Annotated in this window: 24 protein-coding genes and 2 tRNA genes; 20 read left to right on the top strand and 6 right to left on the bottom strand. The window is 44.2% G+C overall.

Annotation, left to right across the window (positions count from 1 at the left end):
* The coding region (locus Q8W40_RS27345; RefSeq protein WP_305402022.1) for a hypothetical protein at positions 1-110 on the bottom strand (110 nt) is incomplete at its 3' end.
* Positions 111-429: 319 nt separating this feature from the next.
* On the opposite strand from Q8W40_RS27345, the gene metK reads away from it, so the two are divergent.
* From metK to Q8W40_RS27325, 4 genes are all read left to right on the top strand, one after another.
* A complete protein-coding gene (gene metK / locus Q8W40_RS27340; protein WP_305402021.1) occupies positions 430-1,581 on the top strand; it encodes a methionine adenosyltransferase in 1,152 nt (383 codons plus the stop codon).
* A 347-nt stretch (positions 1,582-1,928) separates the two neighbouring features.
* A complete protein-coding gene (locus Q8W40_RS27335; protein ID WP_305402020.1) occupies positions 1,929-2,726 on the top strand; it encodes a DUF2189 domain-containing protein in 798 nt (265 codons plus the stop codon).
* 53 nt (positions 2,727-2,779) lie between these two features.
* Positions 2,780-3,280: a SprT family zinc-dependent metalloprotease gene (locus tag Q8W40_RS27330; RefSeq protein ID WP_305402019.1), complete on the top strand. Its 501-nt coding sequence runs from the start codon at positions 2,780-2,782 to the stop codon at positions 3,278-3,280.
* 86 nt (positions 3,281-3,366) lie between these two features.
* Positions 3,367-4,062 (top strand): endonuclease, encoded by a 696-nt coding sequence (locus Q8W40_RS27325; RefSeq protein ID WP_305402018.1) that lies wholly within the window; start codon positions 3,367-3,369, stop codon positions 4,060-4,062.
* A 37-nt stretch (positions 4,063-4,099) separates the two neighbouring features.
* Here Q8W40_RS27325 and Q8W40_RS27320 read toward each other — a convergent pair whose 3' ends face one another.
* Positions 4,100-5,434 (bottom strand): hypothetical protein, encoded by a 1,335-nt coding sequence (locus tag Q8W40_RS27320; protein WP_305402017.1) that lies wholly within the window; start codon positions 5,432-5,434, stop codon positions 4,100-4,102.
* Between the two features lie 177 nt (positions 5,435-5,611).
* On the opposite strand from Q8W40_RS27320, the gene rsmE reads away from it, so the two are divergent.
* From rsmE to ruvX, 4 genes are read left to right on the top strand one after another with little or no spacing between them, the layout of a single operon-like run.
* Complete coding sequence (rsmE, locus tag Q8W40_RS27315) at positions 5,612-6,343, top strand: 16S rRNA (uracil(1498)-N(3))-methyltransferase (RefSeq protein WP_305402016.1); 732 nt, start codon at positions 5,612-5,614, stop codon at positions 6,341-6,343.
* 14 nt (positions 6,344-6,357) lie between these two features.
* On the top strand, positions 6,358-7,308 hold the full coding sequence (gene gshB, locus Q8W40_RS27310) for a glutathione synthase (RefSeq protein WP_101112561.1): 951 nt from the start codon (positions 6,358-6,360) through the stop codon (positions 7,306-7,308).
* Positions 7,309-7,343: 35 nt separating this feature from the next.
* Positions 7,344-7,907, top strand: coding sequence for a YqgE/AlgH family protein (locus tag Q8W40_RS27305; RefSeq protein ID WP_101112562.1), 564 nt, complete (start codon positions 7,344-7,346; stop codon positions 7,905-7,907).
* Positions 7,908-7,953: 46 nt separating this feature from the next.
* Complete coding sequence (ruvX, locus tag Q8W40_RS27300; protein WP_101112582.1) at positions 7,954-8,382, top strand: Holliday junction resolvase RuvX; 429 nt, start codon at positions 7,954-7,956, stop codon at positions 8,380-8,382.
* Between the two features lie 96 nt (positions 8,383-8,478).
* On the opposite strand, the gene Q8W40_RS27295 is transcribed toward ruvX, so the two are convergent.
* Complete coding sequence (locus Q8W40_RS27295) at positions 8,479-9,585, bottom strand: PilT/PilU family type 4a pilus ATPase (RefSeq protein ID WP_305402015.1); 1,107 nt, start codon at positions 9,583-9,585, stop codon at positions 8,479-8,481.
* An 8-nt stretch (positions 9,586-9,593) separates the two neighbouring features.
* Positions 9,594-10,631, bottom strand: coding sequence for a type IV pilus twitching motility protein PilT (locus Q8W40_RS27290; RefSeq protein ID WP_101112564.1), 1,038 nt, complete (start codon positions 10,629-10,631; stop codon positions 9,594-9,596).
* A 23-nt stretch (positions 10,632-10,654) separates the two neighbouring features.
* Between Q8W40_RS27290 and Q8W40_RS27285 the strand changes: the two genes are divergently transcribed.
* The 7 genes from Q8W40_RS27285 to hemW all read left to right on the top strand — a co-directional run bounded on the left by Q8W40_RS27285 (position 10,655) and on the right by hemW (position 15,449).
* Positions 10,655-11,365: a YggS family pyridoxal phosphate-dependent enzyme gene (locus Q8W40_RS27285; RefSeq protein WP_305402014.1), complete on the top strand. Its 711-nt coding sequence runs from the start codon at positions 10,655-10,657 to the stop codon at positions 11,363-11,365.
* A gap of 62 nt (positions 11,366-11,427) precedes the next feature.
* On the top strand, positions 11,428-12,246 hold the full coding sequence (gene proC, locus Q8W40_RS27280) for a pyrroline-5-carboxylate reductase (RefSeq protein WP_305402013.1): 819 nt from the start codon (positions 11,428-11,430) through the stop codon (positions 12,244-12,246).
* 28 nt (positions 12,247-12,274) lie between these two features.
* Positions 12,275-12,832, top strand: coding sequence for a YggT family protein (locus Q8W40_RS27275; protein WP_305402012.1), 558 nt, complete (start codon positions 12,275-12,277; stop codon positions 12,830-12,832).
* Complete coding sequence (gene yggU / locus Q8W40_RS27270) at positions 12,832-13,122, top strand: DUF167 family protein YggU (RefSeq protein ID WP_305402011.1); 291 nt, start codon at positions 12,832-12,834, stop codon at positions 13,120-13,122. Before Q8W40_RS27275 ends, yggU begins: the two co-directional genes overlap by 1 nt.
* A 23-nt stretch (positions 13,123-13,145) precedes the next feature.
* The gene (locus Q8W40_RS27265; protein WP_305402010.1) at positions 13,146-13,577 is read left to right on the top strand and encodes a DUF4426 domain-containing protein; all 432 of its coding nucleotides are present in this window, start codon (positions 13,146-13,148) and stop codon (positions 13,575-13,577) included.
* A 90-nt stretch (positions 13,578-13,667) separates the two neighbouring features.
* Positions 13,668-14,267, top strand: a complete 600-nt coding sequence (locus Q8W40_RS27260) for an XTP/dITP diphosphatase (protein WP_305402009.1) — start codon at positions 13,668-13,670, stop codon at positions 14,265-14,267.
* A gap of 6 nt (positions 14,268-14,273) precedes the next feature.
* Positions 14,274-15,449 carry a radical SAM family heme chaperone HemW gene (gene hemW, locus Q8W40_RS27255; RefSeq protein WP_126608186.1) on the top strand — a complete coding sequence of 392 codons (1,176 nt, stop codon included), beginning with the start codon at positions 14,274-14,276 and terminating at the stop codon, positions 15,447-15,449.
* A 48-nt stretch (positions 15,450-15,497) separates the two neighbouring features.
* Here hemW and glsB read toward each other — a convergent pair whose 3' ends face one another.
* Together glsB and trmB are read right to left on the bottom strand one after the other, a co-directional pair.
* Complete coding sequence (gene glsB, locus Q8W40_RS27250; protein ID WP_305402008.1) at positions 15,498-16,418, bottom strand: glutaminase B; 921 nt, start codon at positions 16,416-16,418, stop codon at positions 15,498-15,500.
* A 167-nt stretch (positions 16,419-16,585) separates the two neighbouring features.
* Complete coding sequence (gene trmB / locus Q8W40_RS27245) at positions 16,586-17,305, bottom strand: tRNA (guanosine(46)-N7)-methyltransferase TrmB (RefSeq protein WP_126608188.1); 720 nt, start codon at positions 17,303-17,305, stop codon at positions 16,586-16,588.
* Positions 17,306-17,494: 189 nt separating this feature from the next.
* Between trmB and mutY the strand changes: the two genes are divergently transcribed.
* The 5 genes from mutY (at position 17,495) to Q8W40_RS27220 (ending at position 20,369) form a co-directional block, all read left to right on the top strand.
* On the top strand, positions 17,495-18,547 hold the full coding sequence (mutY, locus tag Q8W40_RS27240; RefSeq protein WP_305402007.1) for an A/G-specific adenine glycosylase: 1,053 nt from the start codon (positions 17,495-17,497) through the stop codon (positions 18,545-18,547).
* Between the two features lie 9 nt (positions 18,548-18,556).
* The gene (locus tag Q8W40_RS27235; RefSeq protein ID WP_101112575.1) at positions 18,557-18,829 is read left to right on the top strand and encodes an oxidative damage protection protein; all 273 of its coding nucleotides are present in this window, start codon (positions 18,557-18,559) and stop codon (positions 18,827-18,829) included.
* Between the two features lie 85 nt (positions 18,830-18,914).
* The gene (gene mltC, locus Q8W40_RS27230) at positions 18,915-20,051 is read left to right on the top strand and encodes a membrane-bound lytic murein transglycosylase MltC (RefSeq protein WP_305402006.1); all 1,137 of its coding nucleotides are present in this window, start codon (positions 18,915-18,917) and stop codon (positions 20,049-20,051) included.
* 113 nt (positions 20,052-20,164) lie between these two features.
* Positions 20,165-20,240 (top strand) — tRNA-Phe (locus tag Q8W40_RS27225).
* Positions 20,241-20,297: 57 nt separating this feature from the next.
* A tRNA-Thr gene (locus Q8W40_RS27220) sits at positions 20,298-20,369 on the top strand.

Here is a 20,369-nt window from a genome sequence, read left to right as displayed (position 1 = left end):
CCCATTGGTGCACCTGGGTGACCAGAGTTAGCAGCTTGAACGCCATCCATGCTAAGGGCACGAATAGCATTAGCTAGCTCTTTGTTTGAAAGAAGGTTACGAGAAGACATGTCTGCTCCTGAATGCATTAAGCGAATTGAAAGAGAAATTGTGAGGGCGTATTGTCGCAAAGCACAATAGGTGCTGCAATCGATTTACCTACCATTTCGTGACATTTGCTACCCTTTTCCTACATTCCACGTGAACATCTCCAAAAACACATCAACTTGCGCAAACGGTTGGTTATGAGATATGTACAAAATTTGCTTGAATTCTATCGATTCGAAATTAGAATAGACGTCTAGATGTAGAAACACCTACATAAATTAATGTAATTAAGCGAGATGGATTTGAATAATCGGTCTCTCAAACTTTAAAAGTGGAGCTATCATGGCAAAGCACCTATTCACTTCTGAGTCAGTTTCAGAAGGTCATCCAGATAAAATTGCAGACCAAATTTCTGATGCCGTCCTTGACGCAATTCTTGAGCAAGATCCTAAAGCTCGCGTAGCGTGTGAAACCTATGTGAAAACTGGCATGGTAATGGTAGGTGGTGAAATTACCACTTCAGCTTGGGTTGATATCGAAGAGCTGACTCGCCAAACCGTTCGAGAAATCGGATACGTACACTCTGACATGGGCTTTGATGCCGATTCTTGTGCAGTACTGAATACCATTGGTAAACAATCTCCAGACATCAACCAAGGTGTCGATAAAACAGATCCTAAAGAGCAAGGCGCAGGCGACCAAGGCATTATGTTTGGTTACGCGACAAATGAAACTGATGTATTCATGCCAGCTCCAATTACGTACTCACATTTACTGGTTCAAAAGCAGGCTGAAGTCCGTAAAAACGGCAAACTTCCATGGTTACGTCCTGATGCAAAATCCCAGGTAACCTTCCAGTACGATCAGGGAAAAATTGTTGGTATCGATGCGGTTGTTCTTTCAACTCAACATTGTGACTCTATTTCTACGCCTGACCTGCGTGAAGCCGTAATGGAAGAAATCATTAAACCTGTTTTACCTTCTGAGTGGTTGAACAAAGAAACCAACTTCTTCATTAACCCAACGGGTCGCTTTGTAATTGGCGGTCCTATGGGCGATTGTGGTTTGACTGGTCGTAAGATCATTGTTGATACCTACGGTGGTGCAGCTCGTCACGGTGGCGGTGCATTCTCTGGTAAAGATCCATCAAAAGTAGATCGCAGCGCAGCATACGCGGCACGTTATGTTGCGAAAAACATCGTAGCAGCAGGCTTGGCTGATCGCTGTGAGATTCAGCTTTCATATGCTATCGGTGTTGCTGACCCAACATCTATCATGGTGGAAACGTTCGGTACTGAAAAAGTGCCACACAACATCATCATTGAAGCGGTTCGTCAGAACTTCGACCTACGCCCATACGGACTTCAGGAAATGCTGAACTTACTTCAGCCTATCTATAAGAAGACTGCGGCTTACGGTCACTTTGGTCGCGAAGAGTTCCCTTGGGAAGCAACAGATAAAGCGATTCTACTGCGCGAATTCGCTGGTCTGTAAGACAAAATATTTAAACTGAAGCCCTCGCAATGCGAGGGCTTTTTGTTACATAAAATTTACATGAAGATCATTTTTTAAACATTAAAGGTTGTTTTTTCGCTGGGTGATGACATAGTTAATAGTAAGAAAAGTGTGGGTATTGTGTTTTTGTCATCACGGTTCACCCACTTATTCAAGGGATTTTGTTATTTTCCGTTTCTTAAGGTTTTGTATTACTAGAGTCGGTTAATAACTGTGAGATGCAAAATGCATTCGTGACAAGGGGTTGGGTTCACGGACTCATTCTGCATCGAATTAGGGGAAACTACTCGTTAGCGGTAGTTGAATGCACTCATTCAGGAGGATTTATGCCTCGTACACTCAATCCAGATGACGTGTCTGATAAGAAAGACCAAGTCATCCCAGATTCTGAATACGCCAAAACCATACCTTGCAACAAAGTCGGCATCACCGAGCCTTTTCAATGGCTTGCAATGGCCGTTCACGACCTAATGAGAACACCACTTATCAGCGCTTTTTACGGTTTATGCTTTACCGCTGCCGCGATAGGGGTTGTGGGATTAGTATACTGGCAAGGCACTCACCTTGTCGTATTACCAAGCTTAATTGTTTATATGCTTATCGGTCCCTTCCTCGCTCTTGGGCTGTATGATGCCGCTTGGGAGCTAGAGAAAGGTCATAAACCTCGGTTAATGCACTCAATACATGCTATTGGGAGAAATTCCGTCTCTCAGTGGGGGTTTGCCCTCATGCTCAGTATTGCCATGATTTTCTGGATGCGGATCGCAGCCTTATTACACGCTTTATACCCTTCCGTCGAAGGGGCGCCTATTTCTGAGTTCTTACCGTTTCTTGTTATTGGCTCTTTAATAGGTGTTGTACTGTCTACTATTATTTTCTGCATATCCGTCTTCTCCATTCCGATGATGATGGAACGCAGAGTCGATATTATGACCGCCATCTTTACCAGCTTTAACGCGGTTAAATCAAACATCCCAGCGATGATTGTCTGGGCTGCAATCATTTGTGGTGGTTTGATTATCGGCTTTGCCACTTTCGGACTTGGAATGATGGTCGTAATGCCAATATTGGGTTATGGAACATGGCACGGATACGAAGCAACGATTCAACGCCGACATCATTAACAAACCGGCAAATTTAAGTACAATAACAGCCTCAATTCAGAGGCTGTTATTTTATGCAAGACCCGACCACACACTACGCGATCGAACAAATCATCAAACAGTGCATCAAAAAAGCAGAACGCGTATTTAACAAACCCTTTGTGCAACCTACATGGAACTTTAATGTCAGGGGTAAGGCTGCTGGAAAGGCGTATCTACAACAATGGGAGATCCGCCTCAACCTCGCTTTATTTAAAGAGAATAAACTAGCCTTTCTACAAGAAGTTATCCCACACGAAGTCGCACATCTGATTACCTACCAGTGTTTTGGTCGAGTCAAACCTCACGGTAAAGAATGGCAATATGTCATGGAATCTGTTTTAGGTATTCCTGCAAAAACAACACATAGCTTTGATGTAACAGGGGTTCAAGGAAAAACATTCGAGTACCAGTGTGGTTGCCAATTTCACCCCTTATCTATCCGTCGACACAATAAGGTCCTGAGGGGAGAAACCAGTTATCGCTGTAAAGCCTGTCAGCACGACCTCAAATTTACAGGCACTCAATTGTCTTAAGTTTGTTAATTTCCTTTATATCTATAGATAAAAATATCACGTAGTTGCTAGACTCAAGTTATTAATAATCATAATTATCAATAACTATGCGTCCACTATATTATTTCCTTGCATTGACTCTCTTCAGTGCCGCCACTATTGCTGCCCCGCCCTCTTCATTTTCAAAAGCCAAAAGAGAAGCCGTTAAGATTTACGCTGATCATCCAATTAGCTTCTACTGCGGATGTAATATTGAATGGAAAGGGAAAAAAGGTGTACCCGACCTAAAAGGGTGCGGCTATGAAGTACGAAAACAACTAAAACGCGCTTCTCGAATTGAATGGGAACACGTAGTACCTGCGTGGCAATTTGGTCATCAGCGACAATGCTGGCAAACTGGCGGAAGAAAGAACTGTACCAAAAAAGACAAAGTATTTCGCTCAATGGAGGCTGATCTTCACAATCTGACTCCGACTATCGGCGAAGTTAATGGCGATCGATCTAATTACAACTTCAGTCAATGGAATGGTGTCGATGGTGCGACCTATGGTCAATGTGAGGTGCAGGTTAACTTCAAACAAAGAAGAGTTATGCCACCAGATAGAGCCAAGGGATCTATCGCGCGCACGTACCTTTACATGAGTAAAGAATATGGATTTCGCCTATCTAAGCAACAGACCAATTTAATGAAAGCGTGGAACACGCAATTCCCTGTCGATGAATGGGAATGCACGCGTGATGAGCGCATATATAAAGTACAAGGCAACCACAATCCTTTTGTTTACGAGAATTGTAAAAGCTGAGTAAAAAGCCCCGATATTCGGGGCTTAATAAGTTGTTCTAGTGCTTTCGCCCTATGTCATCTAAGTAGTCATACGGATGTTCAGAAACATCAGATTTTGACAATCCCATAAAAGAACTTGAAGTATTCAGTGTACGTGACTCACACCAACCAAGACCTGGAGTCAAAGTACTGACATCAGCCACATTGGATGGCATATTTGAAATCACTTCAGACTCTGTTTTCCCTGTTAATCGTTGAGCAACAAATATGGTCTTTGTCCGCACATTGTCATCTGCCAAACGGTGCCTTTCTCCCCACAAGACTTTCCAATCATTACAGGTATATTCTTTAGTTTTAGGGATAGATATGAACGCAACATCGGAAATCGCACCGTACTTTTTAAACATCATATATGACTCAAACAACGTTGCCACATCTTCTCGGTTAGTTGAATAGCCGTAAAAAGCCGCAGCGCCATCGGGCTTAAATTCACTTCCCGCAATTTCTCCTGTTGAATTTCGAGCTTGATCAGTCATTGACTTGCCATGGAAAGCAATCTCCGCTGCTTCCAACAACAATGATGAAGTTAATGGGTGGCTTGATTGCAGTTCAGTGTGGACTTTGTTGGCATTATCACGCATTGCACTGAAAACAGAACCGCTGTCACCAACCTGTGACAGGTAAGCAGGAGGAAGATAGTCATTAGCATGAGCCAGTTCATGGGCTAATAGTCGGAACAGTCCAGGTGCAATATGATGGGATGCACGCCACGCATTATTCACTGAATGATAGGTATTGCTGTAGGTTACGTATTCTTTACTATTTGGATAAATAAAACGATTAGCACTATCGTAAGTGAACTCTGAGCTAAAGTCAGAACGGAAGTCATCTTGCTTATAGATCGAATCCCACTCCGCTTTATTCTGCCACAAATATCTTGGATCGATATAAATAGCAGCGGTATACGTATGATAAAAAGAAGGCCTGATATCATAACTCAAAACGATAGCATTGAGAGGTTTAAACAGGTTTAGGAAATCCTGATCGTGGATACTTTTTAACGCATTAATAAAGTTATCACCCATCCAACTGTGAGAGACCACTAGCCTTTCTTGGATATCTGAAATTGAAAGATCTCCAGGCTTCTCAACACCAATTGGACGAATTTTATCTAGCGAACAAGACTGACGCTTCTTGTAAAGTTTGACACACTCAAGCATATCATTCGATAAAGCCGAAGATTGGTAAGTCGAAATTTTATCTAAACTTGGATCTCCCTTTATGTTTGGCGATGCCAAGCTACCAGGGTTTTCTGAAGAACTCCCACCACCACACCCAGAAAGAGCCACAATCAAAGCACCGCCTACAACTAACGCATTCCTTTTTTTCATTTTAACTCTAGTTCTATTTTTAAAATCAATGATTAAGATAAATTAGAGCTCTCCGTAAATACAATTGATAAATATAAAAAATTCGAAGACAACCATATTTTTGCTGACAAGCTTGTTTTTTCCCCTTCACGCATCCATGTTAGTCACTAAATACGTGTCATGCAGGAAACAAAAAACATGCGAATCCCTCGAATTTATCACCCCGAAACCATCAATGAACTCGGCTTGGTGAAATTAAGCGATGATGCAGCTGGTCATATAGGCAGAGCGCTGCGCATGAAAGAAGGGCAAAATGTGTTGTTGTTTGATGGCAGCAATGCTGAATTTCCTGCAATCATTTCAGAAGTCAGTAAAAAGAATGTCACGGTAGATGTTCAAGAGCGTGTCGAAACCAGTCTTGAATCGCCGTTAAACATTCATCTAGGACAAGTTGTCTCTCGCGGTGAAAAAATGGAATTCACCATTCAGAAATCCGTTGAATTGGGTGTAAATACCATTACCCCTTTGATTTCTGAACGATGTGGCGTAAAACTGGACACCAAACGATTCGAAAAAAAGCTGGCACAATGGCAGAAAATAGCCATTAGTGCATGTGAACAATGTGGACGCAATACCATTCCAGAAATTCGTCCCATTATGCAGCTTGAGCAATGGTGCGCCGAGCAAAGCGACGCTTTGAAATTGAATTTGCACCCAAGAGCCCAATACTCAATCAATACCTTACCTACACCTATTACAAGAGTAAGGTTATTGATAGGTCCTGAAGGCGGATTGTCTGCAGAAGAAATCCGCATGACAGAAGAGTACCAATTTGAAGAAACGTTGCTTGGTCCTAGAGTATTACGGACAGAAACCGCAGCGTTAACCGCTATTACTGCATTACAAGTTCGCTTTGGCGACCTTGGATAAACGGAGATATTCGAATGATAAAAGTCGGCATCGTAATGGATCCCATTGCATCGATTAACATCAAAAAAGATTCTAGCTTTGCAATGATGTTAGAAGCTCAGCGTCGTGGTTGGGAAATCCACTATATGGAGATGAACGACCTCCACTTAGATCAAGGCACCCCTATTGCTGACACGAAAGTGGTGACTCTGAAAGAAGATCCTTCTGGTTGGTATGAATTCCAATCAGAGCAAACGATCGAACTTTCAGAACTTGATGCCGTTTTGATGAGAAAAGATCCTCCGTTTGACACAGAATACATCTACGCAACGTACATTCTTGAACGAGCGGAAGAAAAAGGGACTCTGATCGTCAACAAGCCACAAAGCCTACGTGACTGTAACGAAAAGCTATTTACTGCTTGGTTCCCAGAACTGACTCCAACCACCATCGTTACTCGCAAAGCGGAAAAAATTCGTGAGTTTCAAGCCAAACATGGTGATGTGATCCTTAAGCCGTTGGACGGTATGGGCGGAGCCTCTATCTTCAGAGTTAAACAAGGCGATCCTAATGTATCGGTCATCATCGAAACGTTGACAAACCACGGGCAGAATTACGCCATGGCGCAAACCTTCGTGCCTGACATCAGCAACGGTGATAAACGTATTCTGGTGGTGGATGGTGAGCCAATGCCTTATTGCTTGGCGCGTATTCCTGCAGAAGGCGAAACTCGAGGTAACCTTGCCGCAGGTGGCACTGGCGTGGCAAGACCATTAAGTGAAACAGATTTACAGATAGCACACGCTGTAGCTCCTACACTTAAGGAGAAAGGGCTTATATTTGTGGGCTTAGACGTTATTGGTGACAAGCTAACTGAAATTAACGTCACCAGCCCAACTTGCATTCGCGAAATCGAAGCAGCATTCGATATATCTATCACAGGTAAGTTGATGGATGCGATAGAGCGAAGAGTCAAAAATAACTAAGGGCTGTTGACCCTAAGCTCGACACTGGAGATGTTATGAACTTAGCGAACCATTTTCTTGTTGCCATGCCCGGTATGCAAGACCCGTTGTTTAAGCGCACCGTTGTTTACATATGTGATCATAGTGATGATGGCGCTATGGGCATTATTATTAATGCTCCCATTGATATCTCCGTTGGTGGCATGCTCAAGCAAGTCGAAGTACAACCCGTCCACCCTCAACTCAATACTGACAGTTTAGAGAAGCCAGTATTAAACGGTGGACCGGTAGCAGAAGATCGGGGGTTCATTCTTCATGAACCCAAAGATCATTACCAATCAAGCATCCAGATGACACAATCCATTGCGGTCACAACATCAAAGGATATTTTGAGCGTACTCGGTACAGAAGCAGAACCGGATCACTATGTTGTAGCACTAGGCTATTCGGGTTGGGAAGCGGGTCAACTTGAAAGTGAATTGGCGGACAATTCGTGGTTAACGATTGAAGCCGATCCTAGTGTTATTTTTCAAACACCCATCCATGAAAGATGGAAGAAAGCCGTTCAAATGCTTGGAATCGACGCAAGCCAGCTATCGTCGCAAATTGGGCATGCATAAAGAGGCAGTTCTCGCCTCTCACAACACGAAACACATTGAGATATTCATGACGTCACGCACCATCATGGCCTTTGATTTTGGCACCAAAAGTATTGGCAGCGCCATCGGGCAAGAAATAACGGGCACAGCCAGCCCACTAAAAGCATTTAAAGCCAATGATGGCATCCCAAACTGGGACGCCATCGAAAAGCAAATTAAAGAGTGGCAACCCAATCTACTGGTTGTGGGCTTGCCAACCGACCTGCATGGGCGCGATTTAGAAACCATCACACCCAGAGCTAAGAAATTTGCGAATCGGTTATTCGGGCGCTTTGGAGTACCTGTGGAACTGCATGATGAAAGGCTTTCTACCACAGAAGCGCGCTCAGAGCTTTTTTCCATGGGTGGCTATAAAGCCTTAAGCAAAGGAAACGTAGATTGCCAATCTGCCGTTGTTATCCTAGAAAGTTGGTTCGAGGCACAGTGGGCTAGCTAATTTAAGCCTAAAAAGCCTAGATTTTGTGCAGGAACAAATAAAAAGGGAAGACATCATCGTCTTCCCTTTATCTTTTCATTCTCTTTTTCAAAGGTATCAATTCATATCGATCTTCACGCCGTCCAATGCGCCACCGGAGAAGTCGTCTCCACGGTTGGTTTTCAGCATTAGTCTTAAATCGTTTGCCGAATCGGCGCTGTGCATGGCGTCTTGCTCTGTAATCTTGTCGGCAACCACCAGCTCGTACAAACACTGATCGAAGGTTTTCATACCCGATTCATTCGATTTCGACATCGTCGCTTTCAGCTCATGCAATTCTCCGCGACGAATAAGATCTGACACCCTTGGCGTATTCAATAAGATCTCAAACACCCCATGACGCCCTTGACCACTCTTATCACGGATCAATTGCTGAGCGATCACTCCTCGGAGGTTCATGGAGAGATCGAATAGGAATTGCTCTTTTTGCTCTTTAGGCACTAAATGAAGAATTCGCTCTAGCGCTTGATTGGCGTTATTGGCGTGTAGAGTCGCCATACACAAGTGCCCAGTCTCAGCAAACGTCATGGCGTATTGCATGGTTTCTCGTGAGCGGATTTCACCTATCAAAATCATATCTGGTGCTTGACGAAGCGAGTTCTTCAAAGCAATTTCATAAGAATCGGTATCCAGCCCAACTTCACGCTGTGTGATGATGCACTTGTTGTGATCGTGAACAAATTCAATAGGGTCCTCAACCGTCAAAATATGCCCTGTGCGGTTCTGATTACGAAACCCTGTCATGGCTGCCATGGTGGTTGATTTACCTGACCCTGTAGCACCGACCACCAGCACTAAACCACGTTTAGCAATAGACAAGTCTTGTAAGATATCGGGTAATCGAAGATCCTCAAAGGTAGGGATTTGAGTTTCAATTCGACGTATTACCGCTCCTGGTAATTCACGCTGGAAAAAAGCACTGACCCTAAAGCGACCCACATCGCGAACAATCGCAAAGTTGGACTCTTTATTTTTACGGTATTCACCCCGTCGCTCTTCATCCATCATACTATCGAGCATGGAAAAGGTTTGTGTTTCCGTCAGTACTTCTCCCAAAGGCTGCAATTCGCCATGGACTCGTAACAAAACAGGTGCGCCAACGGTAATGTAAATATCCGAGGCTTTCTGAGCCACCATTTCAGATAAGACTTGATTCAGTTCCATAGTGTCACCTAAAAGCCGAAGGAGTCTGATTCAAGCTTGGCTCGGACTTCATCTGCATCCACCACACCTTGAGCAATCAACTGCTTAGCGTGTTGTTCTGTCGTTTGCATTCCCATCGCCCCACCCGTTTGGATCACGGAATACATTTGAGCGACTTTGTCTTCACGGATAAGATTACGAATCGCAGGTGTCGCTAACATGATTTCGTGACACGCAGCTCGCCCACCACCTAGGCGCTTCAACAACTTCTGCGAAATCACCGCACGTAATGATTCAGAAAGCATAGAACGCACCATGTCTTTGTCGGTACCTGGGAACACATCAATGATTCGGTCGACGGTTTTCGCGGCGCTGCTAGTGTGTAGGGTGCCAAACACGAGGTGTCCGGTTTCCGCTGCCGTCAATGCCAAGCTAATGGTTTCTTTATCGCGGAGCTCGCCCACCAGAATCACATCCGGATCTTCACGCAATGCACTTCGAAGTGCCGCATTAAAGCTGTGTGTATCACGGTGTACTTCACGCTGGTTGATCAAACATTTATTGCTCTGGTGTACGAATTCGATCGGGTCTTCAATCGTCAAAATGTGTTTGTTATGGTTGCGATTGATATTATCGACCATGGCTGCCAGTGTGGTTGACTTACCTGAACCTGTTGGTCCTGTTACCAGAACAAGCCCTTTCTCATAATTAGAAATTTGAGTAAAGATATCTGGGGCATCAAGTTGCTCTAAACTAGGCACTTCAGTAGGAATCGTACGGAACACCGCAGAGCTGCCACGGGATTGGTTAAAGGCATTGACACGAAAACGTCCGACATTTGGTAGTTCGAAGGAAAAGTCAGTTTCCAGCTTTTCTTCAAACTCTGCTCGTTGCGCATCGTTCATGATTTCAAAGACCAGTCGATGAACATCGGCGTGCGTAAAAGCAGGGACACCTAACTTACGTACATCGCCATCTACACGCACCATTGGAGGAACTCCAGCAGAAAGATGTAGATCTGACGCATTATGCTTTACACTAAAATCCAGTAACTCAGCGATATCCATAAAAATCCTTAATTAAGTCAATTATGTGTAGTATTCAACAAAACATTCAGCAGATCACCGCACAAATTCGCAGTCTTGAAGAAAAGTGTGGTAGAGCTTCAGGCTCGGTGCAACTTTTAGCCGTAAGTAAAACAAAACCCAATGCAGCCATTGCCGACGCGCTTAAAGCTGGTCAGGTGGCTTTTGGGGAAAACTACGTTCAAGAAGGTGTTGATAAAGTTCAGTATTTTGCTGAACACTATAGCGACAATGCCATTGAATGGCACTTTATTGGACCGATACAGTCCAACAAAACTCGACCTATAGCAGAAAATTTTGCATGGGTGCATTCAGTCGACAGAGCGAAGATCGCACAGCGTCTCAATGATCAACGCCCAGCAGACCTGCCAGCATTAAACGTGCTGATTCAAGTCAATACCAGCGGCGAAACATCAAAGTCTGGCATCAACGAAGCAGAGCTGTTTGAACTGGCTGCATTGATAAATGACTTACCCAACCTCACATTAAAAGGGTTGATGTCAATTCCTGCGAACGTAAGCAGTCATGAGTCTCAGTTAACCGCGTTTAACCAACTTGCAGCTCTAAAAGACAAACTGGCAGAGAAGTACCCAGAGGTTGACATGCTCTCTATGGGTATGAGCGGTGACATGGAAGCAGCTGTAGAAGCAGGCAGCACCATGGTGAGAATCGGAACGGCGATTTTCGGTGCCCGAGATTACAGTAACAAGCAATAACAGAATTTAAGTGATCAGAAGATAACGTCTGCTCGCGAATTTACATTTAGGATCTTTTGAACATGGAACACAAAAGTATTGCGTTCATTGGTGCGGGTAACATGGCTCGCTCCATTATTGCTGGCTTGGTTGCCAGTGGCTACCCTTCAGCGCTCATTACTGCCACGGGGCGAACAGAGTCTAAACTTGTCGCGCTAGAAGACCAATACAAAGTCAATACCACGACCGACAACTTTGCCGCCACTCAAAATGCCGATGTCGTCGTTTTGGCAGTGAAACCTCAGATGATGGCTGATGTGTGCACAAAGCTTCAAAGCATCGATTATAGTAGCAAACTTGTCATCTCCATTGCTGCTGGTATTTCTGCGGTAAGGCTTGAAGAAATGCTGGGCGCAAAGCTGAACTTAGTGCGGGTTATGCCTAACACTCCTTCTCTCGTCGGAAAAGGAATGAGTGGACTTTTTGCACTACCCTCAGTATCAGAAGAAAACAAGACATTCGCCTTTGATCTCATGGGGTCGGTTGGCGAGGCTTGCTGGGTTGAAATGGAATCTGGCATAAACAACATCATCGCTGCAGCCGGTAGTGCACCAGCGTACTTTTTCTTGTTTATGGAAGCCATGCAAGCGGAAGCAATGGCGCAAGGGTTTGATAAAGACACCGCGAGATTACTTGTACAACAATCTGCGATAGGTGCAGCACAAATGGTGGTGGCCAACCCGAATATTGAACTGGGTACATTGCGTGAACAAGTCACCTCAAAAGGTGGAACCACTGCTGAAGCCCTACGCACATTTAACGAACACCAATTGACTGACATAGTCTCCAAAGCGATGAAAGCTGCTGTAGCTCGCGCAGAAGAGATGGAAAAACAACTCTAACAACTGATTTCTAAAATAAGGGTAAAGAATGAATTCTCTACATTTTCTGGTTTCAACCTTATTTGACCTCTACATAATGGTGGTCATTTTGCGCTTATGGCTACAAATGGCGCGTGCGGATTTCTACAATCCGTTTTCACAGTTTATCGTTAAAGCTACTCAGCCTATCGTCGCTCCTTTACGCAGAGTGATTCCTTCTATAGGCAGTGTAGATATGGCAACGCTGCTTTTTGCCTACCTTCTTTGCGTTCTTAAGTACGTTACGATAGTCGCGATATCAACAAATGGTAACTTTGCGTTTGGCGTAGAGTTTCTCTATTTAGGTGCCCTGTCTTTGGTGAAAGCCGCGGGCGGGCTGTTGTTCTGGGTTCTATTAATTCGCGCTATCCTGAGCTGGGTCAGCCAAGGTCGAAGCCCAATCGAGTATGTATTCCATCAATTAACAGAGCCAATGTTAGCGCCAATCCGTCGTATTCTTCCAGAAATGGGTGGCTTCGATTTAAGCGTACTTGTCCTGTTTATTGTATTGCAGTTTGCCAATATCATGATGGGTGACGTAATCGGAGACATTTGGTTCCGCTTATAATGCCGACGGCAGTCACGTACAAAAATGATGAGGTAGTGCTAAGGCTTTACGTTCAGCCTAAAGCAAGCCGAGACAAAATCGTTGGAGAACATGGCGATGAACTGAAAATCGCCCTTACTGCTCCACCGGTCGACGGTAAAGCCAACAGCCACCTCATTAAATATTTAGCGAAGCAATTTAATGTTCCCAAAGGGCAAATCAAAATAGAGAAAGGGGAGCTCGGGCGGCATAAGCAAGTTCGAGTTTTCACTCCTAAAAAAATGCCCAACGAAATACTAGCCCTCCTATGAGGGCTTTTTTAGAGGAAGCAATCATGAGCAAATGGCTAACCGTCTTGTTGGCACTGTGCCTAGTCGCGCCAGTCACAGCAGGTCAATTCAAAACCATCAAAAATATCGAAGTTCACTACTCCGCCTTTAACACGACATTTCTTACCCCTAAAGTGGCCAGGCAATACGACCTCACACGAAATGGGTACTCTGCCTTACTGAACATCAGTGTTTTAGATGATTCCAAAATTGGTAAGCCCGCCATTACGGCAAAACTCGAAGGTCATGCTAAAAACTTGTTGGGTCAAATACGGGAACTGACGTTTAGAGAAGTTAAAGAAGGTACCGCGATATATTACTTAGCTGAGATTCCGATTACTCATGAAGAGATCATTACTTTCACAGTAGATGTAGATTCAGGTTTATCTGGAAAAGGGCAATTGCGCTTTACCCAAAAATTCTACGTGGAAGAATAATTGAGCGACAAAAAGAAGAGTAATGGAGTCGCATAGCTGAAAAGTGATATCCTTGCGCCGCTTCCAATCTTACAGACAGGAAACCTCATAATGAACAAATTGGTATTAGCGACAGGAAATCAGGGCAAAGTAAAAGAAATGGCGACCCTGCTGTCTGAATTCGGCTTCGATGTATTGGCACAAAGCGAATTCAATGTTTCCTCAGTGGCAGAAACTGGTACAACATTTATCGAAAATGCCATCATCAAAGCACGACACGCTGCAAAGGAAACGGGGCTGCCCGCTATCGCAGACGATTCTGGTCTTGAGGTGGACTTTCTTAAAGGCGCGCCTGGCATCTACTCTGCACGCTACGCTGGAGAAAGTGCTTCTGACCATGATAACCTTGAAAAGCTCTTACAAGCGATGACAGACGTACCAGAAGCACAAAGAACGGCTCGCTTCCATTGTGTATTGGTATTAATGCGTCATGAAAACGATCCTACGCCCATTGTTTGCCATGGAAAATGGGAAGGGAAGATCCTAACTCAAGCGCACGGCGAAAATGGCTTCGGCTACGACCCTATTTTCTATGTACCGGAAGATAATTGCGCGTCTGCGGAACTAGATCCTATTCGCAAGAAGCAACTTTCCCACCGTGGAAAGGCCTTAAGCCAGCTACTTGACCAGCTTAAGCAGCAAGGCATCTAACGTCTTATGCTCACACCACCTGCGTTAAGCCTTTACGTACACATCCCTTGGTGTGTACAAAAGTGCCCCTATTGTGATTTCAATTCTCATGCACTCAAAGCTGATATACCCGAAGCTGAGTACATTGCTGCACTACTCGAAGATCTCGATACAGACATAGAGCGGTACAAGCTCAATGACAACCCGAGACTGCTGCATTCGATCTTTATTGGAGGCGGTACACCAAGCTTGATTTCGGCAGAAGGCATCTCAGATTTACTCCATGGTATTGAGCAGCGGCTTCCTTTTAAGCCAGATATCGAAATTACGATGGAAGCCAATCCGGGGAGTATTGAAGCCGAACGTTTTGTTGGATACCGAAAAGCAGGCGTTACTCGAATATCTATTGGTGTACAAAGCTTCGAACAAGAAAAGCTAGAACGACTTGGTCGTATTCATGGCAAAGAAGAAGCCGTCAATGCCGCAAAGCTTGCGCATAAGATCGGGCTAAACAGCTTTAATCTCGATCTCATGCATGGTTTACCCGATCAAAGCATAGAGCAGGCTCTCAGCGACCTAGAAAAGGCGATAGAATTAGATCCTCCGCACTTATCCTGGTATCAACTGACGATAGAACCCAATACCATGTTCTATTACAAGCCGCCGACACTGCCAGATGATGATGACTTGTGGGATATCTTCGATCTCGGACACCAAAAGTTGACCGATGCGGGTTATGTTCAATATGAAATATCCGGATACAGCAAACCAGAGTACCAATGCCAACATAACTTAAACTATTGGCGTTTTGGGGATTACCTTGGCATTGGCTGTGGTTCGCACGGAAAGGTCAGCTTTGCCGATGGGCGTATTGTTCGCACCACAAAAGTGAAACATCCGCGTGGCTATTTGGCTGCGTATCAGAACATGGTCAAGCCTTACCTCGACAAAGAACAGCAAGTATCAGACGAAGACCGCCCATTTGAATTCTTTATGAATCGCTTTCGCCTGCTCGAAGCGTGCCCCAAAAAAGATTTCACCGAGATGACTGGGCTGAATTTCTCTGCAATTCAAAACACAATTAGCCATGCGCTAGAGCTTGGCTACTTATCTGAAACAGAAACCCATTGGCAAGTCACCGAAAAAGGAAAGCTCTTCCTAAATGATTTGCTAGAGGCCTTTATGCCAGAAGAAGATGAATAGGCAGGAAAGCTCCTGCCTAAGATTTAAGATTTAAGATTTAAGATTTAACTAGAATATTGAGCGCCCAATACGTTCTGAAAGCAGTTCTAAAGCTCGTGTACCCGCTAAAGAATTCCCCGACGCATCGAGCTCTGGAGACCACACTGCGATAGTCATTTCACCGGGTACGATGGCAACAATCCCCCCGCCAACACCAGATTTACCTGGCATACCAACTCGATACGCAAATTCGCCTGCACCGTCATACAAACCACACGTCGCTAACAATGCGTTAAGCTGTTTTGTTTGTGTAGGTGTGATCACTTGCTTACCAGTTTGTACCGACACCCCTTTGTTTGCCAAATAGCTGAACGTTTTGGCTAAATCAACGCAGCTCATCTTTAATGCGCAGGCATGGAAGTAATTATTCAGCACTGGAATCACGTCATTTTGGAAATTACCAAATGATCGCATTAGGTAAGCAATTGCCGCATTGCGGTCGCTGTGCATCATTTCAGAGGCTGCCACGACTTTGTCGTACACAATGTGAGTATCCCCTGAAAGCTGGCGAACAAACTCCAGTAACCGCTGCCTTGGCGCAGAAAGGCGGCTATGAAGTAAATCGGCAACCACAATGGCTCCTGCATTAATGAAAGGGTTACGAGGGATCCCCTGCTCCATTTCTAGCTGAATCATTGAGTTGAATGCTTGACCCGATGGCTCTTTTCCAACTCGCATCCAGATTTCTTCTTGCTGATACAAAACCATGGCGAGCGTTAGGCTTAACGCTTTGGAAATAGACTGAATCGAAAAAGGTTCATCGGCATCGCCAGACTGAAATACTTTTCCGTCATTGGTGTAAACGGCGATCGCTAATTTTTCATTGTGAACTTTTGCTAATGCAGGAATGTAGTCGGCGACTTTGCCTTTCCCAATCAACGGTCGAACATCATCAAGTATGTCGGCAAGCAGTAAGTTTGTAGGTTTCATTAATTATTGGACCTTAATTTTTATTCTTATCGTTTTTCTTTTTCGCCCTATAGAAGAGCAAAAAAGCCAACATAACGTTGGCTTTTTGGGGTCTCATCACCGATTTATTAATTGGTGTGTGCCCAGAAATAAATTGCTTCTAACCTAAGGCTGTTAGCGCTTAAAAGTTAGCTTACACGCTTAAATTTAATATCCCAAACACCATGCCCCAAACGGTGACCACGTGCTTCAAATTTAGTTAAAGGGCGATCGTCTGGCCTTGGCACAAAATCACCTTCTTCAGCAATATTTGTGTAGCCGGGTGCTTCATTCATCACTTCAATCATATGTTCTGCATAATTCTCCCAGTCGGTTGCCATATGGAAAATACCCTCTTCCAATTTTAGTTTTTGGCGAACCATTTCAGCAAAATCAAGCTGAACAATACGACGCTTATGGTGACGCTTTTTATGCCACGGGTCTGGGAAGAAAAGTTGAAGTGTCGCTAAACTGCTGTCTGGAATCATGTTTGCAAACACTTCCACCGCATCGTGACACATTACACGCAAGTTAGTAATACCCGCTTCGCGCGCTGCTGCAAGGCAAGCGCCGACACCTGGGCTGTGCACTTCTATACCAATGAAGTTTTTCTCTGGTGCATTTTTTGCCATTTCAACTAATGATGCACCCATTCCGAAACCAATCTCCAGAACCACAGGATTGTCATTACCAAATACTTCTTTCCAATCAAGAAGCTGTGATTGATAGTCGATACCCATTGTCGGCCAGCACTCATTCATCGCACTTTCCTGACCTTTGGTAAGACGCCCTTCACGACGTACAAAACTGCGAACTTTACGTACCAGTTTGCCGTCTTCAGTGTATTCGTTAGTGGTCACTTCACTCATTGATTATAGCCTGCGCATTAATTGATCAAAGCGGGGATTATCCAAAGAATTGGCGTTGGTGCAAGTGTTATTCGAAGAAAAAGCTCTTGGCAATTTCACACACTATCTCCACACACTTTGTCGGTTTTACATCCAGCCCTAAGTGTGGTGCAATTTTGCCCTTAATAAAAGCAAAAAGCAGAGCATGTCGTGACACCATTCGCAAAGGCAATTTTAACTTGGTATGACGCCTACGGGCGGAAAAGCCTACCGTGGCAACAGAACAAAACCGCTTATTCGGTTTGGCTATCTGAGATCATGCTTCAGCAGACTCAAGTCGCCACCGTCATCCCATACTACGAGCGTTTTCTTAACCGCTTTCCTACAGTAACGGAGCTCGCGAATGCCGAGCAAGATGAAGTCCTGCACCTATGGACGGGGCTTGGATACTACGCGCGGGCAAGGAACCTACATAAAGCAGCAAAGGAGGTCGCCGAAAAATACCAAGGTGAATTTCCAAAAGATCTGGAGAGCATGAACGCCCTTCCGGGAATTGGTCGTTCTACTGCAGCCGCCATACTTTCCTCTGTTTACAAGTTACCCCACGCTATTCTAGACGGAAATGTAAAGCGTACATTAGCTCGCAGCTTCGCAGTTGCAGGCTGGCCAGGGCAAAAAAAAGTAGAAAACGTACTTTGGGAGTACGCTGAACAGCACACTCCAAACACCGATGTCGATAAATACAACCAAGCAATGATGGACATGGGCGCAATGATTTGTACCCGAAGCAAACCAAAATGCACGTTATGCCCAGTATCGACAATGTGTGAAAGCAACAAGAATGGGAACCAACTTGATTACCCAGGTAAAAAACCGAAAAAAGAAAAACCCGTAAAAGAGACTTGGTTTGCATTGCTCTATCACGATAACCACATATGGTTGGAACAAAGACCACAAAGTGGAATTTGGGGCGGGCTATTTTGTTTTCCTCAAAAAGAAGACCAAGAATTAGCGACAGAGTTAGACAAACGTTCAATTACGGAATCAACCATAGATGAAGAAAAAACGCTGATTGCGTTTCGTCATACTTTCAGCCATTACCATCTAGATATCACTCCTGTTTTGTACAAACTCTCTAAACAGCCAGATATGGTAATGGAAGGAACGAAAGGTCTCTGGTATAACTTGTCACAACCTGAAGAAATTGGCTTAGCTGCTCCTGTAAAGCAGTTAATTGAAAGCCTACCCTTTGAAATAAATTAAGGAGCCATTATGAGCCGCACTGTTTTCTGTGCTCGATTGAAGAAAGACGGAGAGGGATTGGATTTTCAACTGTATCCCGGTGATCTGGGCAAGCGTATTTTTGATAACATCTCGAAAGAAGCATGGGGTATGTGGCAGCACAAGCAAACCATGCTTATCAATGAGAAGAAGCTCAACATGATGGACCCTGAGCATCGTAAAGAGCTAGAAAAAGAAATGGTCAATTTCTTGTTTGAGGGTAAAGACGTCGTCATCGATGGTTACACGCCACCGAGTGAATGATCACTTAAACGCATAACCTACCTTTACCTTTATCCCTTAAAAAGACATCATTACTTTCATTAACGGTGTCTTTTTCGGGAAAACGATGAAAAAAATAATCTACTTTTGTGCTGCCTTATTACTCGTGGGATGCAGTCGTGAATTTATCGAAAACATTTATCAAGTAGATTACGAGCCCACCAATCGATTCGCCAAAAACCTCGCTGAGCTCCCTGGTCAATTCCAAAAAGACATTGCTGCACTCGATGCGTTGATGAACAGTTTCTCCATTAATATTGAAAAGAAATGGGGGAAAGCTGAAATTCGAGTGGCAGGAAAAAGCAATTACGTAAAATACATAGATAACTACCAAAGCCGCGCAGAAGTTGATTTTGCAAAAGGTAAAGTAACCATCAGTACGGTTTCTTCTACTGAACCGAAAAAACACCTTAAAAATGCCATTATCACCACGTTGCTGACACCCGATGATCCTGCAAGTGTCGATTTGTATTCATCTTCCAATATAAAACTGGAAGGTAGACCCTTTCTTTACCAACAAGTCGTAGATCAAGACAAAAAAGCAATCCAATGGAGCTGGCGCGCAAATCGTTTTGCCGATTACCTCATCGCCAATCAGTTAAAATCACGAACCATTGATTTCAAAAAATCCTACTACGTTGAAATTCCGATGGTTAAAGACCATTTTGAGCGCCGTAGCTATAAATACGCCGATATAGTGCAAAGAGCGTCACGCAAGTATGACATTCCTGAAGATCTGATTTACGCCATTATCAAAACCGAGAGTAGCTTCAACCCTTATGCCGTTAGCTGGGCAAACGCGTATGGCTTAATGCAAGTCGTTCCTAAAACAGCGGGACGCGATGTATTCAAACTCGTCAAAAAGAAATCAGGGCAACCTTCCCCTGAATACTTATTCGATCCTGAAAAGAATATCGATACAGGTACCGCTTACTTCTACATTCTGAAGAACCGCTACCTAAAAAATGTGAAACACCCGACTTCTTTAGAATACAGTATGATTTCAGCCTACAACGGTGGAACCGGAGGCGTGTTAAATACCTTCAATCGTAACGACAGAAAACGAGCCATGAGAGACTTAAATTCCCTCCAACCAAATCAAGTTTATTGGGCGCTGACCAAGAAACACCCGAACAGCGAAGCACGCCGTTATCTGGAAAAAGTGACTAAATTCAAGCGCGACTTCAATTCCGGTAAGAGTTAAGTGTTGAAACTTAGGCATATCGTTTACTTTCTCGACAAAAACACACTTTTTTGATTTTTTTTGCAAAAAGAAGTTGACGGTAAGGCTGAAAATCCGTTTAATAGCGCTCCGTCGCCCGGATAGCTCAGTCGGTAGAGCAGAGGATTGAAAATCCTCGTGTCGGTGGTTCGATTCCGCCTCCGGGCACCACAATTTGTTTGTTGGTGTCTAATTTAGATGTTAACAAAGTAGCAAAGAATTTAGTGTGCCGACTTAGCTCAGTAGGTAGAGCAACTGACTTGTAATCAGTAGGTCACCAGTTCGACTCCGGTAGTCGGC

The sequence above is a fragment of the Vibrio penaeicida genome (assembly GCF_030689305.1).
In the GTDB taxonomy this organism is placed as follows: Bacteria; Pseudomonadota; Gammaproteobacteria; order Enterobacterales; family Vibrionaceae; genus Vibrio; species Vibrio penaeicida_B.
This window is presented reverse-complemented; position numbering and strand designations above follow the sequence as displayed.